This window comes from Dyella sp. SYSU CM1112 (assembly GCF_058216415.1).
This window is the reverse complement of the sequence record NZ_JBZEGI010000004.1, coordinates 326,165-346,379: the sequence shown is the minus strand read 5'-3', so window position 1 is coordinate 346,379 and position 20,215 is coordinate 326,165. Positions and strand designations below refer to the sequence as shown.

15 protein-coding genes are annotated in these 20,215 nt (G+C 60.9%); 4 read left to right on the top strand and 11 right to left on the bottom strand.

Annotated elements, in window-relative coordinates:
- The coding region (locus AC4HNJ_RS08895) for a type VI secretion system baseplate subunit TssF (RefSeq protein WP_490479191.1) at positions 1 to 295 on the top strand (295 nt) is incomplete at its 5' end.
- A gap of 144 nt (positions 296 to 439) precedes the next feature.
- Here the strand turns inward: AC4HNJ_RS08895 and AC4HNJ_RS08890 are convergent.
- From AC4HNJ_RS08890 to AC4HNJ_RS08880, 3 genes are all read right to left on the bottom strand, one after another.
- On the bottom strand, positions 440 to 724 hold the full coding sequence (locus AC4HNJ_RS08890) for an energy transducer TonB family protein (RefSeq protein ID WP_490479190.1): 285 nt from the start codon (positions 722 to 724) through the stop codon (positions 440 to 442).
- Positions 660 to 1,112, bottom strand: coding sequence for a cupin domain-containing protein (locus AC4HNJ_RS08885; protein WP_490479189.1), 453 nt, complete (start codon positions 1,110 to 1,112; stop codon positions 660 to 662). The genes AC4HNJ_RS08890 and AC4HNJ_RS08885 overlap by 65 nt, the downstream gene beginning before the upstream one ends.
- A gap of 163 nt (positions 1,113 to 1,275) precedes the next feature.
- Positions 1,276 to 2,319 (bottom strand): aldo/keto reductase, encoded by a 1,044-nt coding sequence (locus tag AC4HNJ_RS08880; RefSeq protein WP_490479188.1) that lies wholly within the window; start codon positions 2,317 to 2,319, stop codon positions 1,276 to 1,278.
- A gap of 123 nt (positions 2,320 to 2,442) precedes the next feature.
- On the opposite strand from AC4HNJ_RS08880, the gene AC4HNJ_RS08875 reads away from it, so the two are divergent.
- Positions 2,443 to 3,345, top strand: a complete 903-nt coding sequence (locus AC4HNJ_RS08875; protein ID WP_490479187.1) for a LysR substrate-binding domain-containing protein — start codon at positions 2,443 to 2,445, stop codon at positions 3,343 to 3,345.
- Positions 3,346 to 3,428: 83 nt separating this feature from the next.
- Here AC4HNJ_RS08875 and AC4HNJ_RS08870 read toward each other — a convergent pair whose 3' ends face one another.
- Together AC4HNJ_RS08870 and AC4HNJ_RS08865 are read right to left on the bottom strand one after the other, a co-directional pair.
- Positions 3,429 to 3,959 (bottom strand): TonB family protein, encoded by a 531-nt coding sequence (locus AC4HNJ_RS08870; protein WP_490479186.1) that lies wholly within the window; start codon positions 3,957 to 3,959, stop codon positions 3,429 to 3,431.
- A gap of 22 nt (positions 3,960 to 3,981) precedes the next feature.
- Complete coding sequence (locus AC4HNJ_RS08865; protein WP_490479185.1) at positions 3,982 to 5,268, bottom strand: acetyl-CoA C-acetyltransferase; 1,287 nt, start codon at positions 5,266 to 5,268, stop codon at positions 3,982 to 3,984.
- A 197-nt stretch (positions 5,269 to 5,465) separates the two neighbouring features.
- Here AC4HNJ_RS08865 and AC4HNJ_RS08860 point away from each other — a divergent pair, with 197 nt between their 5' ends.
- Entirely contained in the window at positions 5,466 to 6,602 is a 1,137-nt protein-coding gene (locus AC4HNJ_RS08860) for a hypothetical protein (RefSeq protein WP_490479184.1), read from the top strand.
- 93 nt (positions 6,603 to 6,695) lie between these two features.
- The gene (locus AC4HNJ_RS08855; protein ID WP_490479183.1) at positions 6,696 to 9,185 is read left to right on the top strand and encodes a sensor domain-containing protein; all 2,490 of its coding nucleotides are present in this window, start codon (positions 6,696 to 6,698) and stop codon (positions 9,183 to 9,185) included.
- 31 nt (positions 9,186 to 9,216) lie between these two features.
- On the opposite strand, the gene AC4HNJ_RS08850 is transcribed toward AC4HNJ_RS08855, so the two are convergent.
- The 6 genes from AC4HNJ_RS08850 to AC4HNJ_RS08825 form a co-directional block, all read right to left on the bottom strand.
- Positions 9,217 to 10,254 carry an HDOD domain-containing protein gene (locus tag AC4HNJ_RS08850; protein WP_490479182.1) on the bottom strand — a complete coding sequence of 346 codons (1,038 nt, stop codon included), beginning with the start codon at positions 10,252 to 10,254 and terminating at the stop codon, positions 9,217 to 9,219.
- A 169-nt stretch (positions 10,255 to 10,423) separates the two neighbouring features.
- Positions 10,424 to 12,358, bottom strand: a complete 1,935-nt coding sequence (locus AC4HNJ_RS08845; protein ID WP_490479181.1) for a M61 family metallopeptidase — start codon at positions 12,356 to 12,358, stop codon at positions 10,424 to 10,426.
- A gap of 247 nt (positions 12,359 to 12,605) precedes the next feature.
- On the bottom strand, positions 12,606 to 14,147 hold the full coding sequence (locus tag AC4HNJ_RS08840; RefSeq protein ID WP_490479207.1) for an amino acid permease: 1,542 nt from the start codon (positions 14,145 to 14,147) through the stop codon (positions 12,606 to 12,608).
- Between the two features lie 102 nt (positions 14,148 to 14,249).
- The gene (locus AC4HNJ_RS08835; RefSeq protein ID WP_490479180.1) at positions 14,250 to 15,515 is read right to left on the bottom strand and encodes a sterol desaturase family protein; all 1,266 of its coding nucleotides are present in this window, start codon (positions 15,513 to 15,515) and stop codon (positions 14,250 to 14,252) included.
- A gap of 238 nt (positions 15,516 to 15,753) precedes the next feature.
- Positions 15,754 to 18,054: a beta-N-acetylhexosaminidase gene (locus tag AC4HNJ_RS08830; RefSeq protein ID WP_490479179.1), complete on the bottom strand. Its 2,301-nt coding sequence runs from the start codon at positions 18,052 to 18,054 to the stop codon at positions 15,754 to 15,756.
- A gap of 291 nt (positions 18,055 to 18,345) precedes the next feature.
- Entirely contained in the window at positions 18,346 to 20,181 is a 1,836-nt protein-coding gene (locus tag AC4HNJ_RS08825) for a glycoside hydrolase family 9 protein (protein WP_490479178.1), read from the bottom strand.
- Positions 20,182 to 20,215 lie beyond the last annotated feature (34 nt).

Genomic DNA, 20,215 nt, shown 5'->3' with positions numbered 1-20,215 from the left:
CTGGACCGAGGGTGACCTCAATCGACAGCGTATCGACGCGATTACCGGTGTACGCCATCGCGGGGTACAGAAACTCGTCAAGAACGGCTTGCTGCGCGGAGTGGAAGTCGAGGTCACTCTCGATGCACATGCCTTTGCGGGCGACGGCGATGTCGAACTCTTCGGCAAGATGATGAATCGCTTCCTCGGAATGTATGCCACGCACAGCTTGTACACACGACTGGTGATCGTTAGCCAGCCGACCGGGCAACGCCTGGTGTGGCCGGAGACCAGGGGCGAAGGAGCACCCTTTTGATAACGCTTGAATCCGCGCCGCTCGCCGGAACTGCCGCGCGACATGGAAACTGCGGCCTGACCTGAGCAGTGGCGTCATCGGCCCTGACGCTGCAGAAACATCAAGGCATGCATTACAGCGATGAATCCGCTGTCACGTGAAGCCTTAAAGCGTTTGTGCCAGCGGCGCGGAGGTGGTGAAACGCATCGGCAAATCACCACTGAAGCCTTGTGGATGATCGATCGGAACGGCAAAGCGCCAGTGCTGCGTGATCGCTACGGCATGGGCGTCCAGCACAGCATCGCTACTCGATTGTGCGACCGAAGCGCTTATCACATCGCCCAACCCGTTCACCACCACATGCAATACAAGTTGGCCACGAGATTTATTGATACTCCGGCTTCCCGCCTTTGACGGGCCTGAACGTCGGCTCGCCGGGTATCCCCGCATAGGTGATGATCAGTACCGTGGGCTGATCGCCGCTGACGCCACGATGGATATCGTTGACGGATTCCGTAAAGGCCTGCCCCGTTTTGAACGTCTGCTTTTTGCCGCTGCGTTTGTCTTCGATGGTCAGTTGACCGGAAAGTACGTAGCCCGCATTCGGCATGGGGTGGGTGTGCCACGGCAAGGCGGTGTGCGGCGGAATGGTCATTTTCAACACCGTCAATTGCGGCCGACCCTTGGGATAGGACGGATACGGCACGCCATTCCAAGAACGATCGCTCTTGGCGAGCACATCGACATGCGCTGACGACACGCTTTGCGCATGCAGGCTCGTGACAAACGGCGTACATAAAAGGCACGCGGAGACAACCCGCTTACACAGGAACTTCATGGTGTTTTCTCACATAAAAGGAAGCGTGTTCAGATCGCCTTCGTCGCACCGAAGCCACGATCTTCAGATCGACGCTGATGGACGAAAGCAATCCTTCGATGGGGTGGCTTTCGCTTACGACGGCAACGTTGCTATATGCCGGTTTGCAAACCAGAACCTGCCATCACGCGACAGGCATGACCGGGCCCGTTCCGGCGCCGCTTGATTGGATGGCGTCGGCGATTACCAGCATCTCTTCATGCGAGAGTTCGAAGGTCGCCGCGGCCAGCCAGCCGTCCACTTGTGCGGGACTGCGTGCACCCACAATCGCGCCCGTGACAGCCGGCCATGCCAAGGTCCAGGCAACAGCCACTGCGGCCACCGATACCTGGTGGTGTTCGGCGATCGGCCGCAACGCATCGGCCAGCTTGAGATTGGCCATCAGCTTGTCGCCGGTGAATTCCGCATTGCGCGAACGCCAATCATCTTTCGGCAGAGCCTTGGCGCGCTCCACGGTAAAGGTCCCGGTGAGCAAGCCAGACTGCATCGGGCTGTAGACGATCACGCCCGTCTGGTGCTGATGGCACCACGGCAATTCTCCGGCACCGACCGTGCGGCGGATGGGCGAGAACGGCGGTTGCAGGGTGTCGACATGCCCTAGCGCTTCGGCGGCTTCGAGCTGTTGAACGTTGTGGTTGGAAAGGCCTACTGCGCGCACCTTTCCTTCCTTTTTCAGATCCAGCAACGTCTGCCAGTACGCTTCGAGCGGCGTGCCATCCTCGGCCGGCCAGTGCATCTGATAAAGATCGATGCGTTCAACACCTAACCGCTGTAACGATGCTTCGACTTCACGTCGGAGGCTGGCCGGCGCACCGACTTGACGCGGCGGTGCTTTGCGATTGTTTTCGTCCCATACGAGGCCGCATTTGGTGAACACATAAGGACGCCGGTCCGACGGCAATGCGGCAAGCGCACGACGCACGACCTCTTCGGAATGACCGAGGCCGTAGATGGCGGCCGTATCGATCCAGTTGATGCCGCGCTCGACCGCGTGGCGAATGGCGGCGATGGAGTCGCTGTCATCTTGCGAGCCCCAACCGACGGCCCAATCGGGGCCGCCGATGGCCCAGGCGCCGAAGCCGACACGGGTGATGTGCATATCGGTCAAGCCAAGCCGGCGGGTGGGCAGCGGCGTGGCTGACGAGGCAATGGAAGGTTGGGTTGCCATGGGGCGATCTCTTTGGGGAAGGGGGAGCGATGCGAAAGTAGTCCTCTTCATCTCATCATTCAAATTGAATATTTTGATATGATTAATCTGTTTTCCACATGAAACGAGCCCGCCAGGAGCATCATGGAACTTCGCCAGCTACAGCACTTCGTGGCGCTCGCCGAGGAGAGCCATTTCACGCGCGCGGCGCGCCGGGTGAACATCGTGCAATCGGCCCTTTCCACCTCGATCCGTCTGCTCGAAGCGGAACTGGATGCGCAATTGGTCGTGCGTAGTACGCGACAAGTTCGCCTGACGACGGCCGGCAAGGTCTTTCTCAATAAGGCCAAGGCCGCGCTTGAAGCCGTGGATGCTGCGCGTGAAGCCGTCACCGCTGTGCAGGGGTTGAGGCGCGGCAGCTTGAGCATCGGAACTATGCAAAGCTTGCCGGCGTTTCTCGATTTGCCGTCGCTGATCGAACAATTCCACGCGCAACACCCCGGCGTCGAAGTGCGTTTGTGCCAGGGCGGTGCATCGCAATTGCTGGAGAAAGTGCGCAGCGGTCGCTTGGACCTGGCTTTTCTTCCCCTGTCCGAACCCTCACCGGATGTGGAAACCACCATGATCGCGTGCGAAGCATTGGTCATTGCCTGCGCACCGGATCATCCGCTAGCGGGCCGCGTCGACGTACCGTTGAGCGCATTGCGTGATCAGCCGTTCGTCGATTTCGAATTGGACTGGGGTACGCGCAAGCTTATCGATCGTGGTTTTACGGAAGCCGGCATCGAGCGCCATATCGCTTTCGAAGTCAGCGACCTGGATACCTTGCTCGAACTTGTGCGCCGTGGCTTGGGCATCGCCCTGCTCCCGGAAGCGATTGCACGGGCACGCCGCCCCGCCATCGGCATCGCGGAACTGTCAGGCCCCGAGTTGTGCTGGGAACTGGTTGTGGCGTACGCCGCAGGACATGAAGAACCATCGGTGCCGGTGAATCACGCACCCAGGGCATTCTTCGAGTTGCTGCGCGGCATGGAAACCGCGGCCTGATCCGAGCAGTGGCGTCATCGGCGCTGACGCTGCAGAAACATCAAGGCATACATACAGCGGTGAATCCGCTGTCATATAAAGCTTTAAAGCGTTTGTGCCAGCGGCGCGGAGGTGGTGAAACGCATCGGCAAATCACCACTGAAGCCTTGTGGATGATCGACCGGAACGGCAAAGCGCCAGTGTTGCGCAATCGCCATGGCATTCGCATCGAGTATGGCATCACCGCTGGATTGCGCGACGGATGCGCCGGTCACCTCGCCTTCTCCATCGATGACCAGATGCAGAACAAGATGCCCCGCATCGTGGTGACGCATGCGTGACATGGGCAACGATGTCGTCGGCATCGACACGGGTATCAAAGGCACCGCCTGGCTCTGCGCAGATGCAAACGCCGCGGCATGGTCGGTGACAGGCACGTGATGGCGACGTATTACCGCGACAGGGTGCAGGGCACGATGATGGATACGATGATGCGTCGTGCGCGCAACGGTTCTTGCGCGCAGTCCAGGCCACTCCGCACGTCCTGCCGTCTGATCGCTGAGCCACGCCGTGCCAGCAACGCCAATCAGCAGTGCGAGCAGACTCAACGTGGCAGTAGTACGCAATCTCGGCATGATGGTACGGCTAGCGCCCGGCTCAAGGCCTTTCCAGGATGGCTGTCACGCCCATGCCGCCTGCGGTGCAGATGGAAATCAATCCGCGGCCCGTGCCTTTCTGTTCCAGCAACTTCGCAAGCGTGGCGACGATGCGTGCGCCCGTGGCGGCAAAAGGATGTCCTACGGCAAGGCTGGAGCCATGCACATTGAGCCTGGCCGGATCGATACTGCCAAAGGGAGCATCCAGGCCAAGCCGGTTTTTGCAGTAATCGGCTGATTCCCATGCACGCAAGGTGCACAGTACCTGCGCCGCGAAGGCTTCATGAATTTCATAGAAGTCGAAATCCTGCAGGCTGAGGCCATGCCGCGCCAGCATGCGTGGTACCGCGATCGTGGGTGCCATCAGCAGGCCTTCGCCGTGCACGAAATCCACCGCCGCCACCTCGGCATCGCGTACGTAGGCCTGGATTGTCAGCCCGCGCTTCGCTGCCCACGCCTCGCTGCCCAGCAGCACCGCCGATGCACCGTCGGACAGGCCGGTGGAATTGCCGGCGGTCAGCGTGCCCAGGCCGGAACTCTTGTCGAAGGCGGGCTTCAATGCGGCCAGCTTTTCCATGCTGCTATCGGGGCGCAAGAAACCATCGCGCTTCAATCCGCGGAACGGCACCACCAAATCATCGAAGAAACCCGCTTCGTAGGCGGCGGCGAGTTTGCGGTGGCTTTCCAGTGCAAGGCGATCCTGTTCCTCGCGGCCGATGCGCCATTCGCGCGCCATCTTTTCGCAGTGTTCCCCCATCGACATGCCGGTGCGTGGCTCAGCTACGCCGGGAAACGCCGGCTTCAATTCACTGAACGAAAACCCGCGCACGGCAGTCTTCAGCTTGTCCAGCGGCGTCTTGGCGCGATTGACGGCAAGAAGACGCTTGCGCAGGCGCTGGCTGTAAACGATCGGCACATCGCTCGTGGTATCCGACCCGCCGGCAATACCGGCTTCGATTTGTCCGGCCGCGATCTTGTTGGCAATGATGAGGGTGTTGTCGAGCGAGGTGCCGCAGGCACGCGCCGTGGTGATGCCGGGTGTGGTCGGGGCCAGGCCGGAACTGAGCACCGCTTCGCGCGCCAGATTCCATTCGGAGGAGTGCTTGATCACCGCACCCATGGCGACTTCGCCGAGTTCCACCCCATGCAGCCCAAAGCGTTCCACCAGGGCGCCCAGCACCTTCACCGACATGCCGAAGTTGCCCACGTCCGCATAGGCAGTGTTGTTGCGGCAGAACGGGATGCGCACACCACCGATGACGCCAACGCGCTGCTGCGTGTTTTCCATAGCCTCACTTGATCCCGATACACCGATCAGGCAAGGCTAACCCGCTTGCTGCGTTCGCGAAAGCCCGAATCGGCTGGCAATCAGCGAATGTTAGACTTGCTTGGCTGCATGGCAGCAGGGCATGGGCGGCAGGCACGATGCGCCGCTCATCCACGCCTCCATTCGTTTGATCGCCCCGTTCAATCAGGTATCTCCACGTGGAATCCACGCCGCTGCAAGCGCTGTCCGCCGTCCTGGCCCTGGAACTCTCACCCGGAGACCATCCGCAGCGACTGAGCTTGCAGCGCGACGAGGCGGCGGCACTGGCCGCGCTGGTGGCGGAGGATCTGCATGCGCTGGTGCCGCAGGTCGCACAAGCCCGGTTGGCGGTCGCTGGCGCGGTCTTCGACGCCGTCGAACTGCTGCGCCCCGGCTTCCCCGTCTGGGCGACGCTGGATGAATTGGCGCGCCGTGTCCCTCGTGGCCAGCTGGAAAACGTCGTCGCTTTCGGCAGCCACGAGGGACGCATGCCAGCGCAGCCGCTCGAACCGGATCCGGCTTATGCCGACGGACCGATGCGCCTGCTGCCGCTCAGCTTGCTGGTACCCGAAGACATGGCGCTTGAGCTATCCGAACAGTTGGAAGTCGAACTGGTTGGCCGTGGCGAAGCCGGCGCGCGCACCGCCGATTGGCTGATGCGCCATTTAGGCATTCACCTCGAACATGCGCGCTACCTGAGCCGCGATGACTTGCTCGCACTGACCTGCGTGCAATATGAACATGTGAATCTCGCACCCCTGTGGCAGCTGCTGGAAGCCGCCATGCTGACGCCCTATCGGGCTGAAACGACACTCAGTGCGCGCGGTCTTGGCTGGCGCTATGCCGATGGCAAGGCTTGGGTGCAATCGCCTGCAACATGGCTGGCGGAACAAACCGGTGCTCTTTCCGAACGCGGCCATGGCTTTGCCGGCATCCTGTTCGAGTTACGCCAGTACGCGGCACTGCTGCGGGCGCATGGCCTGCCACTCCAACTCGACACCGCTTCCGCCTCGGCCGGCGGAGAAGGCTGGCTGGCCGATATCCTGGCTGCGCCTCACGATGGTTACGATGCCCCGGCACTCTTCGCCCATGAAGCGGCCGGGCTCGGTATCGTGGCGGTGACGGTGGCGCAGCATGGAGAGGCGGGCCGCGCGCAGGTGCTGGCTCATGCTTATCCCCTGCAACCGGAAGCGCTCGGCGCGATGATGACTGCACTGGCCGACCGTTTCGGTACCGCCAACGATCTGCATGCACTCGGCCGGATCCAGCTCGACGACTCCGGCCAGCTCGGCGCGCCTTCGGCCTCTTTGCACTGATACGGCTGGCTGCGACAGCCTCGCAACTGTCGCAGGTGCAATTGAAACGCCGTCCGGCGCATGATGTGCCCATCTCGGTCGAACCGAACTCGCATGCCCAAGCTGACGCCTTCCGTCGAAGACGATTCGTTGCCCCCAGAACAGGGGCTCGACCTGCTCGCTCACGTCGTACAAAACGTACCCGCGCTGATCACGTACATCGATCCACACGAGCGATTCATCTTCGCCAACGAGGCATACCGCCTTTGGTTCGACATCAATCCGGCCGACATCATGGGCCGTCCGATCAGCGAGGTGCTGGATCCGGAAAGCTATCTGCGCCTGCGCTCCGCCCTGCTGCAAGCGCTGGGCGGGCATGCCTCCAGCTACGAAGGGCAGCTTTTCAATCGCTCGCAGCATCGCTATGTGCACGGCAGCTTCACCCCCGACCGAGATGAACAAGGCCGTTTGCGCGGTGTGTTTACCGTGTTCACCGACATCACCGAGCGGCACGCACTGGAAGAGCAGTTGCGCGAAAGCGAACAGCGCTTTTCGCAGGCGTTCCAGCATGCTGCGGTAGGCATGGCGCTGATCCTTCCCGGTGGCCGATACCAGCGCGTGAACGCGTCGCTATGCAACATGTTGGGTTACACCGAAGCGCAGATGCGCGGCATGACGTGGCGTGAAGTGACCCATCCGGATGATCTTCCGGTCAACGAGGCACTGGCCGACCAGATCGCCAACGGCAAGCGCGAAGCCTTCCAAACCGAAAAGCGCTATATCCATCACGACGGGCATATCGTGCATGTCCTGTTGAGCGTGGCGCAGGTTCGCAGCGAATCGGGCCAACTGAACTATCTGGTGAGCCAGGTCCAGGACATCACCAAACGCAAGCAATACGAAGAAGCGTTGTTTCGCGAGCGCCAGCTGGCCGAAGTCACCCTCAATTCGATCGGTGATGCGGTGATCACCGCGGACGTTTCGCTCAACGTCACCTCGCTCAATCCGATCGCGGAAGCCATGACCGGGTGGGCCAGCGCGGATGCCAAGGGCTGCCCATTGGATGACGTTTTCCGGCTGCGTGACATCAATCAGCGCCAGCCGCTGGACAATCCGTTGCGCCAGGCGATCCGGCGCAATGCCATCGTGGATTTCAGTGGCCGCGCGATCCTGCTTCATCGCAATGGCTTTGAAACGCCGATCGAAACCTCCACCGCATTGATCCACGATCACACTGGCAACGTGACCGGTGGGGTGCTGGTCTGCCATGACATCAGCGAGAACCGCACGCTCGCATTGAAGATGATCCAGCTGGCCCAGCACGACACGCTGACCGGCCTGCCCAATCGCAGCCTGTTGTATGCGCGCATCGAGCAGGCCACGGCGATGGCGACGCAGCGTCATCGCCAATGCGCTCTGCTGTATCTGGACCTGGATCATTTCCGGCGCGTCAACGACACGCTTGGTCACGGCGTGGGCGACCAGGTGCTGCAGGCGGTGGCGCATCAGATTCGCGGCGCGTTGCGTGACGGCGAGGATCTCGCTTTCCGCTACAACGGCGATGAATTCGTCGTGCTGCTGCCGCGCGTGGACGATGCCGACGAAGCCGCCGATTTCGCGCGCAAGCTGCTGGATGCCTGTGCGCAAACGCATGTCTCGCATCTTCCAGCGCTCGACATCCGCGCCAGCATCGGCATCAGCCTGTTTCCGCGCGACGGCACCGAACCGGATGCGCTGGTACGGACAGCCGATGCAGCGATGTACGAAGTAAAAATGCAGGGGCGCCACGGCTACTGCTTCTACGCGCCAGAGATGAGCCAGCGCTCCGCTGCCAGCCAGCGGATTGAAAACGTGCTTCGCCACGCGCTGGCACATGGCGAGCTGTCTTTGCAATATCAGCCGAAAGTAGATGCCACGCTCGGTCACATTGTCGGCGCGGAAGCGTTATTGCGCCTGCAGGTGAATGGGCAGGACCTGTTTGTGCCGGACCAGTTCATTCCGGTAGCGGAAGATACCGGCCTGATCGTTTCGATCGGCACCTGGGCTCTGCGCGAAGCCTGCGCACAAGCGCGCGCCTGGCAACGGCAAGGCCACCCGATTCCGGTCTCGGTAAACGTTTCGCCGCTGCAATTCCAGTACGCCGGTTTTTACGAGCGCATGGATAGCATTCTCAACGAAACAGGACTCGATCCCGGCCTGCTCGAACTCGAACTCACCGAGCGCACCGTGATGAGCGGCGGCGACGGCACCATTCGATTATTGCGGCGCATACGCCAACGCGGCGTGCGCCTGTCGCTGGATGATTTCGGCACCGGCTACAGCAGCTTGTCCTATCTCAAACATTTCCCGGTCGATGCCTTGAAAATCGATCGCGCCTTCGTCCGCGATATCACTCAGGATGCTGAAACGGCCGCCATCACCAGCGCCATCATCGCGATGGCGCGCAGCCTCAACAAGGATGTGATCGCGGAAGGCGTGGAAACCGAAGTGCAAAGCGCTTTCCTGCGCAATGCGGGATGCTCACAGATGCAAGGCTTTCTGTTCGGCGCACCGATGGCGGCGGAGGCCTTCTGGCAACGCCTGATCGAACACGGCAAAGCATGAAGACACGGCGCAAGCACGCAAGCTTGCGCCGCTAGCCCACGTAGCCTTCGTTCGCGCGAAATACACGCCGTACCTCCTGTTGCGCGCGATCGACCAGTACGTCGGGCAACCGGTCCAGGCGATTCTGTGCGGGCGGCGTAGCGCGATCGATCACATGGTTGTCCGCCAGCATCTGGATCATCGCCAAATGATCGGCAGCAAGCAGCGCATTGCCCAATTCGGTCACGGCGGCCTTCGAACGGATTTCCAGCCGTTCGCGCAGAGCTTCGATCACATTCGGCGGCAATTCCCAATGTCTCGCCGCACGCAGGGTAATGTGATTGGCGAGGTGGATATAGCTCATCAAAAACGCGCGGCTGAAAACGCCGAGCGTCGGTGGCGCTTCCTGATCGAGCACCCTGACCATCGCGCCCACGCCGGCATTGCAAACCACGCCGGCGAGATAGGCTTCGAACGGATCGCCGTGGCCCCTGGCCATGTACATGCTGGCGTGCGCGCAACGCTCGGCGTGGTCCCATAGGCGCTGACCCGCGGCGTGCCCGAGCATACCCGCACTCGCCTGCAGGATCGGCTTCATCACATGTTGCGTGACCATCTGGCGCAAACCGTCATGCCCCAGCAGCACTACGGCGTGCTGAAGACTGCTGATCGGGCGTGCCGTGCGGTAATGTGCGCTGCGCGTCACGCGCATCACTTCACCGACCAGCACCGGGTCACGACCTATCAACTTCGCGACCTTGGTTCCATCGGAATGCTCGCTCTTCAGCAGGCGCAGCAGTTGCGGCAGCACTTCCGGCAGGCGCGGCAAGCTGGCGATATCGAAGCGATCGCCTCCGCACAACTCATCCAGCCGCTTGATCATGACCTGCTCTTGCGGCCGCCATTCCATGGCATCCGAAACAGGCATTCCCAGCACCAGGCGATAGAACCAATCCTGGACATCGGCACTGCTCAACGGCAGTGCTTGTGTCTCAGGCGACGCCTCTTCCGGCCAGGGCAATACCACGCCGAAGCGCGGTCGCTCATGAAGCTCCTCGCGTGCAAACAGTCGTTTCCAGAATCCGGCCATATCCCCGACTCGAAGCCTCTCCCCTTGCGAGAAATATCGGCAGACGGGCGGGGATCTTGACTGGGTGTGGTCACCCTTGCACGCAGCGCAATCCCTACTGCTCTGCCTCCCCCTGCAAGCAGGGGGAGGCGTTTCAAGCTTTGCTTCCCGGCGAGGAGCAAGACGCCGCTTACTTGGTCCGCGGCGCGACGATCGCCCCGATCAGATCCTTGCCGTCGCCACGCACCAGATGCGGATAGCGCAGGCCACCGTGGTAGTCCACCTTGACCGTGCTGTAGACGTCCACGTTCTGCACCAGCAACTCGATCGGCGCCTGGGAGGACTTGGCTGCGGTGATCGCATCTTTCAGCGCATCGGTAGAGAAATCACGACCGTTGACGGCCACGATGGTCAAGCCTGGCACCAGGCCAGCCTTGAAGGCGGGACCATTCCATTGCACGTCGCCGATGCGGCCCTTCTGGCTGACCGTCAGGCCGATCGAATACGCCAGATTCGCACCATGGCGCAGACCTTCAAGGGCTTTCTCTTCCGCATTCGGCGTGTCGTTGAATACCAGCTTCCAGCCGCCGTCTTCGATGCCGTGCTCGGGCAAGTCGGGGCCGGTGTAATCCAGGCGATCGCGCAGGAACTTCGCCCAATCGAACGGCTGCACCTGATTGAGCGTGTTGACCACATCATCGAAGGTGTAGGTCTTGGTGACGTAGCTGCCGTTGTCCATGCCGTAGAAGGCATGCGCGAAATCATCCAGCGAACGCTTGCCGTTGCTGAGTTCGCGGATCTTGGTATCGACGTCCAGCCACAGCAGCTGGCCTTCCGGATAGAAATCGGTGCCGCGGATCCAGTTGATCCAGCTGCCGGAGCCGTAATAAGTGAGCGGCGAAGCGTCGGCGGTATCCTGCAGCGAGCGCCAGGCGCGACCGGTGCGATAGGTCATGGCGCCGGCGATGTTAGCGATCGAGTCGCGGTATTGCGCCGGTGTCCACAGCCCTGCGCGTGCCGTCAGCACGCCGCACCAGTAATCGGTGAGGCCTTCGTAAACCCAAAGCAGATCGTCCTGCATCGGCACGTTGAAATTCGGCGTCCATAAGTCGGCCGGACGGCGGAATTTACCGTTCCACGAGTGCACGAATTCATGCGGCATCAGGCTGGCCGCAACCAGGTGCATGTCGTCATCGGTGAAGAAATCCGCCGGCAGGCGATCGTCGCTGGACTGGTGATGCTCCAGACCGAAGTGTCCGGTGTGATCCGACAGCGTCAGCAAAAAGTCGTAGTGACTGTAGTGATGGGCCCCGAACAGCAAGTTGGTTTGCTTCACGACGTTGCGCTGCTGCTCCAACTGTTTGGGAGTGAGCTGCACGTCTTTGGCCGAATCGCCCACCACGTTCAAATGCACCGGCACGCTACCGCCGGGCGTGAGGTCGACGCGATTGAAATGCGCACCGGCGATCAGCGGCGAATCCACGAAGTTATTGAAGCTCACTGGCTTGAAATGAATGGTGGCGCCGGACTGGCTCTCCACCTGCAACGCCGTCCCGAACTTCCAACCCTGCGGCAATTCCACGGTGGGCTGGATCTGGATCTGGCGTGTGTAATACCCGGCCGGATAGAACGCCACCTGGTTGAATTCCACATCGACCAGATCAGGCGTGGAGGATGCACTGGCGCCGAAATTGCTGCCTTCGCCAGCACCCGGCGAGAGGAATTCGAATTCGAGATCGAGCTGGTTTACGCCCTGCGGCACGTCGAGATGAATCGCGAACATATCGCGCAGGTCACGGCGCCAGGGCAGTTGCTTGCCGTTGGCGCGAATGATCAGGCCGGCGACGTTTTCCACCGGACCGGAGGGCGCGTGTTCGCCCGGAATCCACTTGGGATAGAACAGGGTGAGCGCACCCGATTTCACCGGAATGGTTTCGTGCGAACGGAAGATGCGCTTGCCGGCATCAGAGAGATCCACATTGACTGTCAGCATGCCTGCGTAAGGCTGATCGGCCGGTGGCGGCACGGCAGTGGACTCAGACTGCGCGGCTGCCGTGGCCGACAAAGAACAGGCTGCCATGACAGCAGCAGCGATCAAGCTGAAACGCAAGGAATGGGACTTCACGCAAGGACTCCAGGCAGGTGCCATCCAGGCAAAACCCCCAGAAGGATGGCAGGACGATGAGACCGCCTATCGGCGGATGCCCCCGCATGGTGAGCCAAACGCCTGCCCCCCTCCCCTGCCAGACGTCATGCCGGACGCCCTCTTCTTATGGTGCAACGCGAGAAGAAAAAGCTGACTTGCACGACGAAGCGCAAATACATGCAACGCGATGGAGCATCGGCATCCATCGCATCCGGTTCGCTTTTTATCAGGGACGTTCCAACTTGCTGTGCCGGATCCCGTATCCGAAATAGATCACACACCCCAGCGCCATCCAGATGATGAAACGCTCGAACGTGATCCACGGTAGACCGCCGATGCGATGCCAGCCATCGCTGTCCAGCCACGGCACACCGAAAATCAGCAGCAGCGAAAACAACACGCCCAGCGGGGCGACCACCGCCAGCGCCGGCGCGCGGAAGCTGCGCACCACGTGCGGTTTGCGCAGGCGTAGCACCAGCACTGCCGTGCAAATGATGATGAAGGCGCTGAGCGTGCCGATGTTCACCAACTCGGCCACTTCGCCGATCGGCAACAGGCCCGATACCACCGCCGTGAAGACACCCAGGATCACCGTCGGCCGTGCGGGCGTGCCGAACGTCGGGTGGATGTGCGCGAACCAGCCGGGCAGCAAACCATCCCGCGCAAGCGCAAACCAGATGCGCGCTGCGCCCAGCATGAAAGCAAACAGCACGCTGGTTACGCCGATCACCGCTGCCACGGCAATCGTGATGCTCAGCCAATGCAGGCCGATCGATTCGAATGCATCGGATACCGATGCATCGCCGCCCAGGTGGCTGTAGTGCGTAATGCCGGTCAGCACCAGCGACACCGCGATGTACAACACCATGGCGACGGCAAGCGAGAGCAGCACCGCACGAGGCAAATCACGCTGCGGGTGACGTGCCTCTTCCGCCGCCGTCGTCAAGGTGTCGTAGCCGAATACGGCGAAGAACACCACGCTCGCGCCCGTCAGCACGCCGGCCCAACCGAAATGCCCTACGCCCTGTGCATCGACGACGCGCGGCGGAATGAACGGATGCCAGTTGGAGACATGTATGTAGAACGCACCCACACCGACCACCAGCAACACGCCGATCACCTTGATGGCTACCACCAGCGTATTGAAGCGCGCCCCCCATTCCGTGCGTACGGTCAGCAGCGCTGCCACCAGCAACGACACGATAGCGGCAATGATGTTGAAACGATGCCCATCGCTCGGCGCGGCCACCGCGTGCGCGCCATGTACGCCGAAGATCTGCTGCAGGTAGTACGTCATCGTCTGCGTACTCATGCTTTGCTGCGCCCAATCCGGCAGATGGACGCCTACCGAACTAAGCAACACCTGCACATAACCGGACCAGCCGATCGCCACGACCGCTACCACCAATGCGTATTCCAGCAACAGATCCCAGCCGATGACCCAGGCGACGAATTCGCCCAGCACCGCATAGCCATAGGTATACGCGCTGCCGGTCACCGGAATCAGCCCGGCGAACTCCGCGTAGCAAAGCGCGGCGCATGCACTGCCGAAACCGGCAATGATGAAACTCAGCGCCACCGCAGGACCGGCATTCATCGCCGCCTGTTGGCCGGCCAGCACGAAGATGCCCACGCCGATAATGCCGCCGATGCCGATGGCGGTGAGTTGCCACAGACCCAGCACGCGACGGAAGTCGCCACGCTGCCCGGCTTCCGCTTGCAATTGTTCAACGGCCTTGTGCCGTAGCATCCGGCTCAGGAAGCCCATCGGCGCCTCTCCAAAAACGAAAGCGTCGATCATAGCGAAAGCGAACGATTTGTACGGCTGCCTGCCGTCATGGTCGGCAGGCTTGCTGTGCTGCACCGCAGCTTATGCAGAGACCGGACGCGTCGCGCCTGCGTGCCGACGCTCATAAGCCGCGATGCCGATGATGGCCAGCGCACTCGCACCTGACACTGCCACCACCGCCAAAACCATGCGCGGGTCGAGACGAGGCACTCCGAACCAGCGACCACCCCATGCCACCGCCAGCGCGGTACCCGCCGTGCGCAACATCTCCAGGCCCATACCTACGCCACGTCCTTCCATCAAGAAACCGATGACCCACAGGCTGTACATCAGATACATGGCGTAAGCCACGGCTTGCATGAAAGGAAGCGCGGGCGCCCCATCCAGGAAGTTCACGCCGACGAGCAGAAGCAAGGCAAATTGCACCACGCAATAAGCTTTCAATACCGGTGAAATGGGCGGGTTATAACGCGCGTGCGCCATGTCGAAAGCAGCTTTGGGAAAACGTTCCGCGACATCCGCGGGACGCCAGCCAGGCGGCTTGATCCATACCCGCAGCTTGTCCAGCCAATGGCATGCATGCCAACTGTCCTTGAGCATCGCCCCATACACGTCGACATTCGCCCATAGCGGATTCCAGCTCTGTAGCGGCGAGCGTGTGCCATACACCGGAGGATCCTCGTCGTTCTCCTCCACGAATGTGCCGAACAAACGATCCCACACGATCAGAATGCCGCCGTAATTGCGATCCAGATAGCGATCATTCACCGCATGGTGCGCGCGATGATTCGACGGCGAACAGAACACACGATCGAACCATCCCAGGCGACCCACCATTTCGGTATGGACCCAGAACTGGTAAAGCAGATCGATCAACGCAATAACAGCGAATACCTGCGTGGGATAGCCAAGCAAGGCCATCGGCAGATAGAACAACCATCCCAACAGAAAGCCGCTACCCGTTTGACGCAGCGCAGTCGTCAGGTTGTAGCTCTCGCTCTGGTGATGCACGACGTGCGCCGCCCACAGAACATTCACTTCATGTCCCATGCGGTGCAGCCAGTAATAAAGCAAATCGTAAAACAGCAGTCCGCTCACCCATACCCCGATGCGATTCGCGGGCAAGGTCCATAGCGCCAAATGGTTTGCGCACCAGCCGTAAATGCCGATCGCAAACACCTTGGTAAACACACCGACGATCTGCGAAACCATGCCCAGGCCAAGGCTATTGATCGCATCGTTCGCGTAATAGACATCACGCCCGCGCCATTTGGCGACCAGCAACTCGATGCCGATCAGCACAAAGAAGCCCGGTATCGCCCAGGCCATGATGCGTTCGGGAGTCATCATTGCAGTCCTGCTCTTCCCCAAGGCGGAACATGCGGCGGAGTATACAGCGCCATGTTCAACCCGCCTGCAGGGCCTGGTTGTAGCCGGGCGGATTGGAGGCTACGTAGCCGTTGCTGGCGGTGACGACGAAATAGCTTTGTTCCTGCCGAATCGCCGGAACCGTTGACCAAAAGGATGGCTGCGGCCGTGCATCCCGCCACATATCCCGGTTATGTACGCCGGCTTAGGCGGCGGCTTAATGTATAGGTTTGCCTTTGATTACAGGTATTAATGAGACGCGGCTGAGCGCGTAAAGCGGACCATCTGTCGGCGCAGTAAACAACAGACAGAGCGTATGTTCGCCATGCTGTGCAGGCAGCGGCGCATCGAGGACGAAACGGCGGTTGTCCTGCAATGGTTTCGGCAGCGGCAGCGTGGCCAGCACCGGCCCATCGCATCGATCGCGGTGCACAACCAATTCGCCGTAAGGCGTCGTGTGCGGCCGTTGCACGACGAGTTTCTCGTCATGGGCCAGTGCATAGTTGCGCTCAAGCCTGACGGTCTCGACGTGGATAGATCCGATGCCATCCAGCGGCGCCGAGGGATATTGCTGGCATCCATCGAAAACATTGATGGCATAGACGGGATGCATGCTGACCGCGTCCGGCATCGGCTGCACGCGCAAGCGAAAATCGCTACCGGGACAATTGGGCAATGTCACGCCCAGGCGACTGAGCAAATGCGCTCGATCCAGCACGCGTTCACGCGGCGCAGCAAGCAGGCTACGGTCGTCGGCATAGGTGGCCGCCTTGACCGTGACAGGTAGCTTCACCGTGAAAGGCATGCGATAGACCGCTGCGTGCACATCGGGTGTGCTGCCGTCGGTGGTGTAATGAATGACGCCATAGCTGGCCTGATCGGAAAGCGTGACCCTGGCCGTGCCCTGCTTCAAGGCGGCATTGGCGTCGAGGCTGATCACCGGCTCAAAAGCGCTGTCGGCGTAAGCGATATGTTGCCCGGCATAACGTTCCAATTGGGCAGGCAAGCGCGCGAGAAAACGCTTCCAGTGGCGCGCCGAGGCCGGCGACCACACCACTTCGCTCAAGGCATCCAACCTGGGGAATACGGCATGCTCGACGTGCTGCATGGTCGGCATGTGTTCCGTCCAGACATTGACCTGGGCACCGAGCACATGTGCGGCTTGCGAAGCATTGAGCGAGGCGGGAATGGGCTGGAACTTATAAATATCTTCCAACGTACGCACCGGATTCCGGCCGGCCGTCTCATCGGGAAGATTGCTCTGCACGCTATCGAGATAAAGATCCGGCGAGGGCGACATCACCACATCATGCCCGAGCTGCGCAGCCTTGATCGCCCCCTCGGTACCACGCCAGGACATGACCGTTGCATCGGCCGGCACGCCACCATCCAGAATTTCATCCCAACCGATCAGGCGCCGCCCATGTGCGGCGAGATAGCGCCCCACGCGGCCAATGAACCATCCTTGCAGGGCATCTTCATCCTTGAGATGCAATGCGTGAAGCTTGGCTTGCACAGCCGGCGAGGCTTTCCATTGATCCTTGATCGCTTCGTCGCCGCCTACGTGGATGTACTGCGAGGGAAACAGCGCCATCACCTCATCGAGCACGTTATCGATGAACTGGAATGTCGCGTCGTTCACGTTGTAGAGATACGGGTTGACGCCCCAGTCGACCGACACCGATGGGCGCTTGCCGGTCACACCCACCTGCGGATACGAAGCGACCGCCGCCTGGGCATGGCCCGGCATATCGATTTCAGGAACGATCGTGATGTGGCGTGCGGCAGCGTAGGCCACCACGCTGCGGATTTGCTCCTGCGTGTAAAAGCCGCCGTAGCGCACCGGCTCGCCGTCATGACCGGCATCGGGCGGCGTACGCCACGCACCGATGCGCGTCAACTCGGGATAGCGCTTGATCTCGATGCGCCAGCCTTGATCGTCGGTGAGATGCCAGTGCAGCACATTGAGCTTGTGCTGGGCCATCTGGTCCAGCAACGCTTCAACGTCCGTCACCGACTGGAAGTGTCGCGCGGAATCGAGCATGAGACCGCGCCAGGCGAAACGCGGCCAATCGCGAATATGCAGCACAGGAACGTCCACCGCTCCGCGCTGTGCGTCCGGCGTCAGCAACTGCCAAAGTGTCACGGCGCCATAGAACAGGCCCGCGTCATCGCGCGCGGCGATATGAATACCTTGAGGCGTCACATCAAGCGAATATCCTTGGGCCTGCGTCACGACTGCCCGCGGGTCGTGCTCGAAGACGATAGCGCCTGCTTGCGCTTTGCCGCCCGCTGTCTTCAGATGAAGGCCGCGCGTGCGCGCAAGAAGATCTACCAGATAGTGCGCTGCCCTGCGTGCAGCGGCATCATCGCCCTGCGCCACGACAAGCGTCTGATCATCAACCTTGAAGGAGCCCGTAGCTGACTGAAGCTGCGCAGGCAACGGAATCAGCGATGGCAGGGCAGCTTGCGCCACGCCGCACGACATCAGGCAAAGCAGCAGACTGGCACATCGCATGATTTTTCCAAAACGCGAATGTCGGTTCGTGTCGACACACTGCATGTGCAATCTCCTGGGCATGTGCCCTTCTTGCTCGGCCAGCACGTGTTGAGCATCGCTCATCAGCCGCTCCCCTCTCTCTAGCAGAGCCTGCTTCAAACCCGATCCGGAAACCAGTCGGAGAGGAGTGGCTCACGGTCAATGCATACCGGCAGAGCACGGTCAAACTCCCCGCTCGCGAGGAGACAGCTATGTCCTGCACTACTCAGCGACACATGACCACCACGTTCCGGCATTGATCAGAATCACCTAGTCATGCGGCAGGCTCACCGCATACAAATACCACGCAGCATGCGGCAACCACTGCTCCGTCCAGCGCCAGTCGTCGTCGCGACCGGTCTGGGCATAGCCGAGGTCGAACGCGATGCCGTCTTCGTCGTGCAATCCGGCGGTGATCCCATTGATGATGGCGCCGGGTGCACTGGTGTATTCGTACGAGCGGAAGAACATGTACGGCGCATTACGCTGACCGCTGCCCATCAGCATGCTGCTGTCGTAGGGATTGCGGCCCAGGATCCAATGCAACTGGTTCCAGGCATAGTCTTCCAGTTGCGCGTGAAACGCCGCATCGTTCGCGAACAACGGCGCCGCCATGCGCGCAGCCGCAGCTAGCGAAGCCAGGCGGGCGTTCTCGCCCTGCCACCAGGGTGCTGCTTCGGTGTCGTGCGGAAAGAAAAACGCGGTACGCACCGTGCCGTTGCCCATGCGCACCAACTGCCGCGCATAACCGAAGGGATTATTCACTTCATCCGTGACATGCAACTCGTAACGCAGCGATCGCCGCACCGTGTCGCGCACCGCTACTTGTTGCGCTGGCGTAGCGATGGTGTCGTATTCCAACAAGGCCACGACCGGCAGGCCCGCATCGGTGGGATGGAAAAATGGACGCGTTCCTGCATCGGCCCGCCAGTAGTCCTTTTGCCCATCGTGCGTGATGAGACGTGCCATAAGACTTTGCGCGCGGCGATCTGCTGCATGCCGCCAGGTTTCATCATGCGTCGCGCGATAAAGCTCGGTGGCAGCGAGCAGTGCGCAGTAATCGTCAACGATGTTTTCCACCCCATCGTTGAGCAATTCTTTGTTATGTGCATCCAGGAAGCGGTAAGCGTCTTCAGCCGTGCGCAAATAATCCTGCCGGGTGAAGTCACCCTCGGCATTCATCGTGCTGGCGAGCGCCAGCGCCGCGATCGCCATGCCGCCGCCCGCACGGAAGCTGGATTCGTAGGCGTGCGGCCCACGGGCCGGCTGCTCTATGCGCTCGGTAGTATCGCTGGCGTTGCGCTTGATCTGCGTACGCCAGTTGGGATCGCCGATGCGGCGGTCCTGTGGAAGCTTGTCTTTGCCGGGCGCGTCGATCGATTCGTAGAAGGAACCATCCGGACGCTTGTCGCGCACCAGGAAGTCCGCGCCGAACAGCCCTTCGTCAAGCAGGCGGCGCTCGTACTGACTGAAATTCGGATCGTGGCGTGCGTCGAGTTCCTGGTAACTGCGCAGCAGACTCCACACCACCAACGGCAATTGCTGTGTATTGAAATACGAGGTGAGGTTCTGGTGCGACAGATGGATGCCGTAATCGCCTGTCGCATCGTACCAACCACCGTGGATATCCAGCGTGCCCGGCTTGCCGTCCGGCCGGGGAAGGTGGCGATCCGCCTTGTCCATCAGCCCGCTGGCACGCTGGCCTTTGAAGTAATAGAGCACGTTGGAAAGCGTGTTGCGCTCCAACACGTTGTCTTGCAGCTGGAAGTCATCCGAGTGCACGCAATGGCCGTGATCTTTTAACACCAGGTAATAACGCCCCGGCGTTTTCAGCGCCGAAAAATCGCCTAACCAGTAGTGCTGACCACCCCACCGATCCACCGGACCGGTGTCGCGCAGTGCGCCCGTGAACACCGGCTTGTCGGTCTTTGCATCGATCACCTGAAAAGCATGAAGCGCCGTGCCCGGATCCGCCGATACAACGACCTGCTTATCTGCCTGTAGGTCGTAACCGACTTGGTCGACCAGCATCTTTGGCTCTGCCGCCTGCACCTGCAACACCCACAGGCAGAACGCGGCCAAGACGTAACACGGGATAACCTTCATGCACAAACTCCGCGATTGGAAATACTGCGACGCC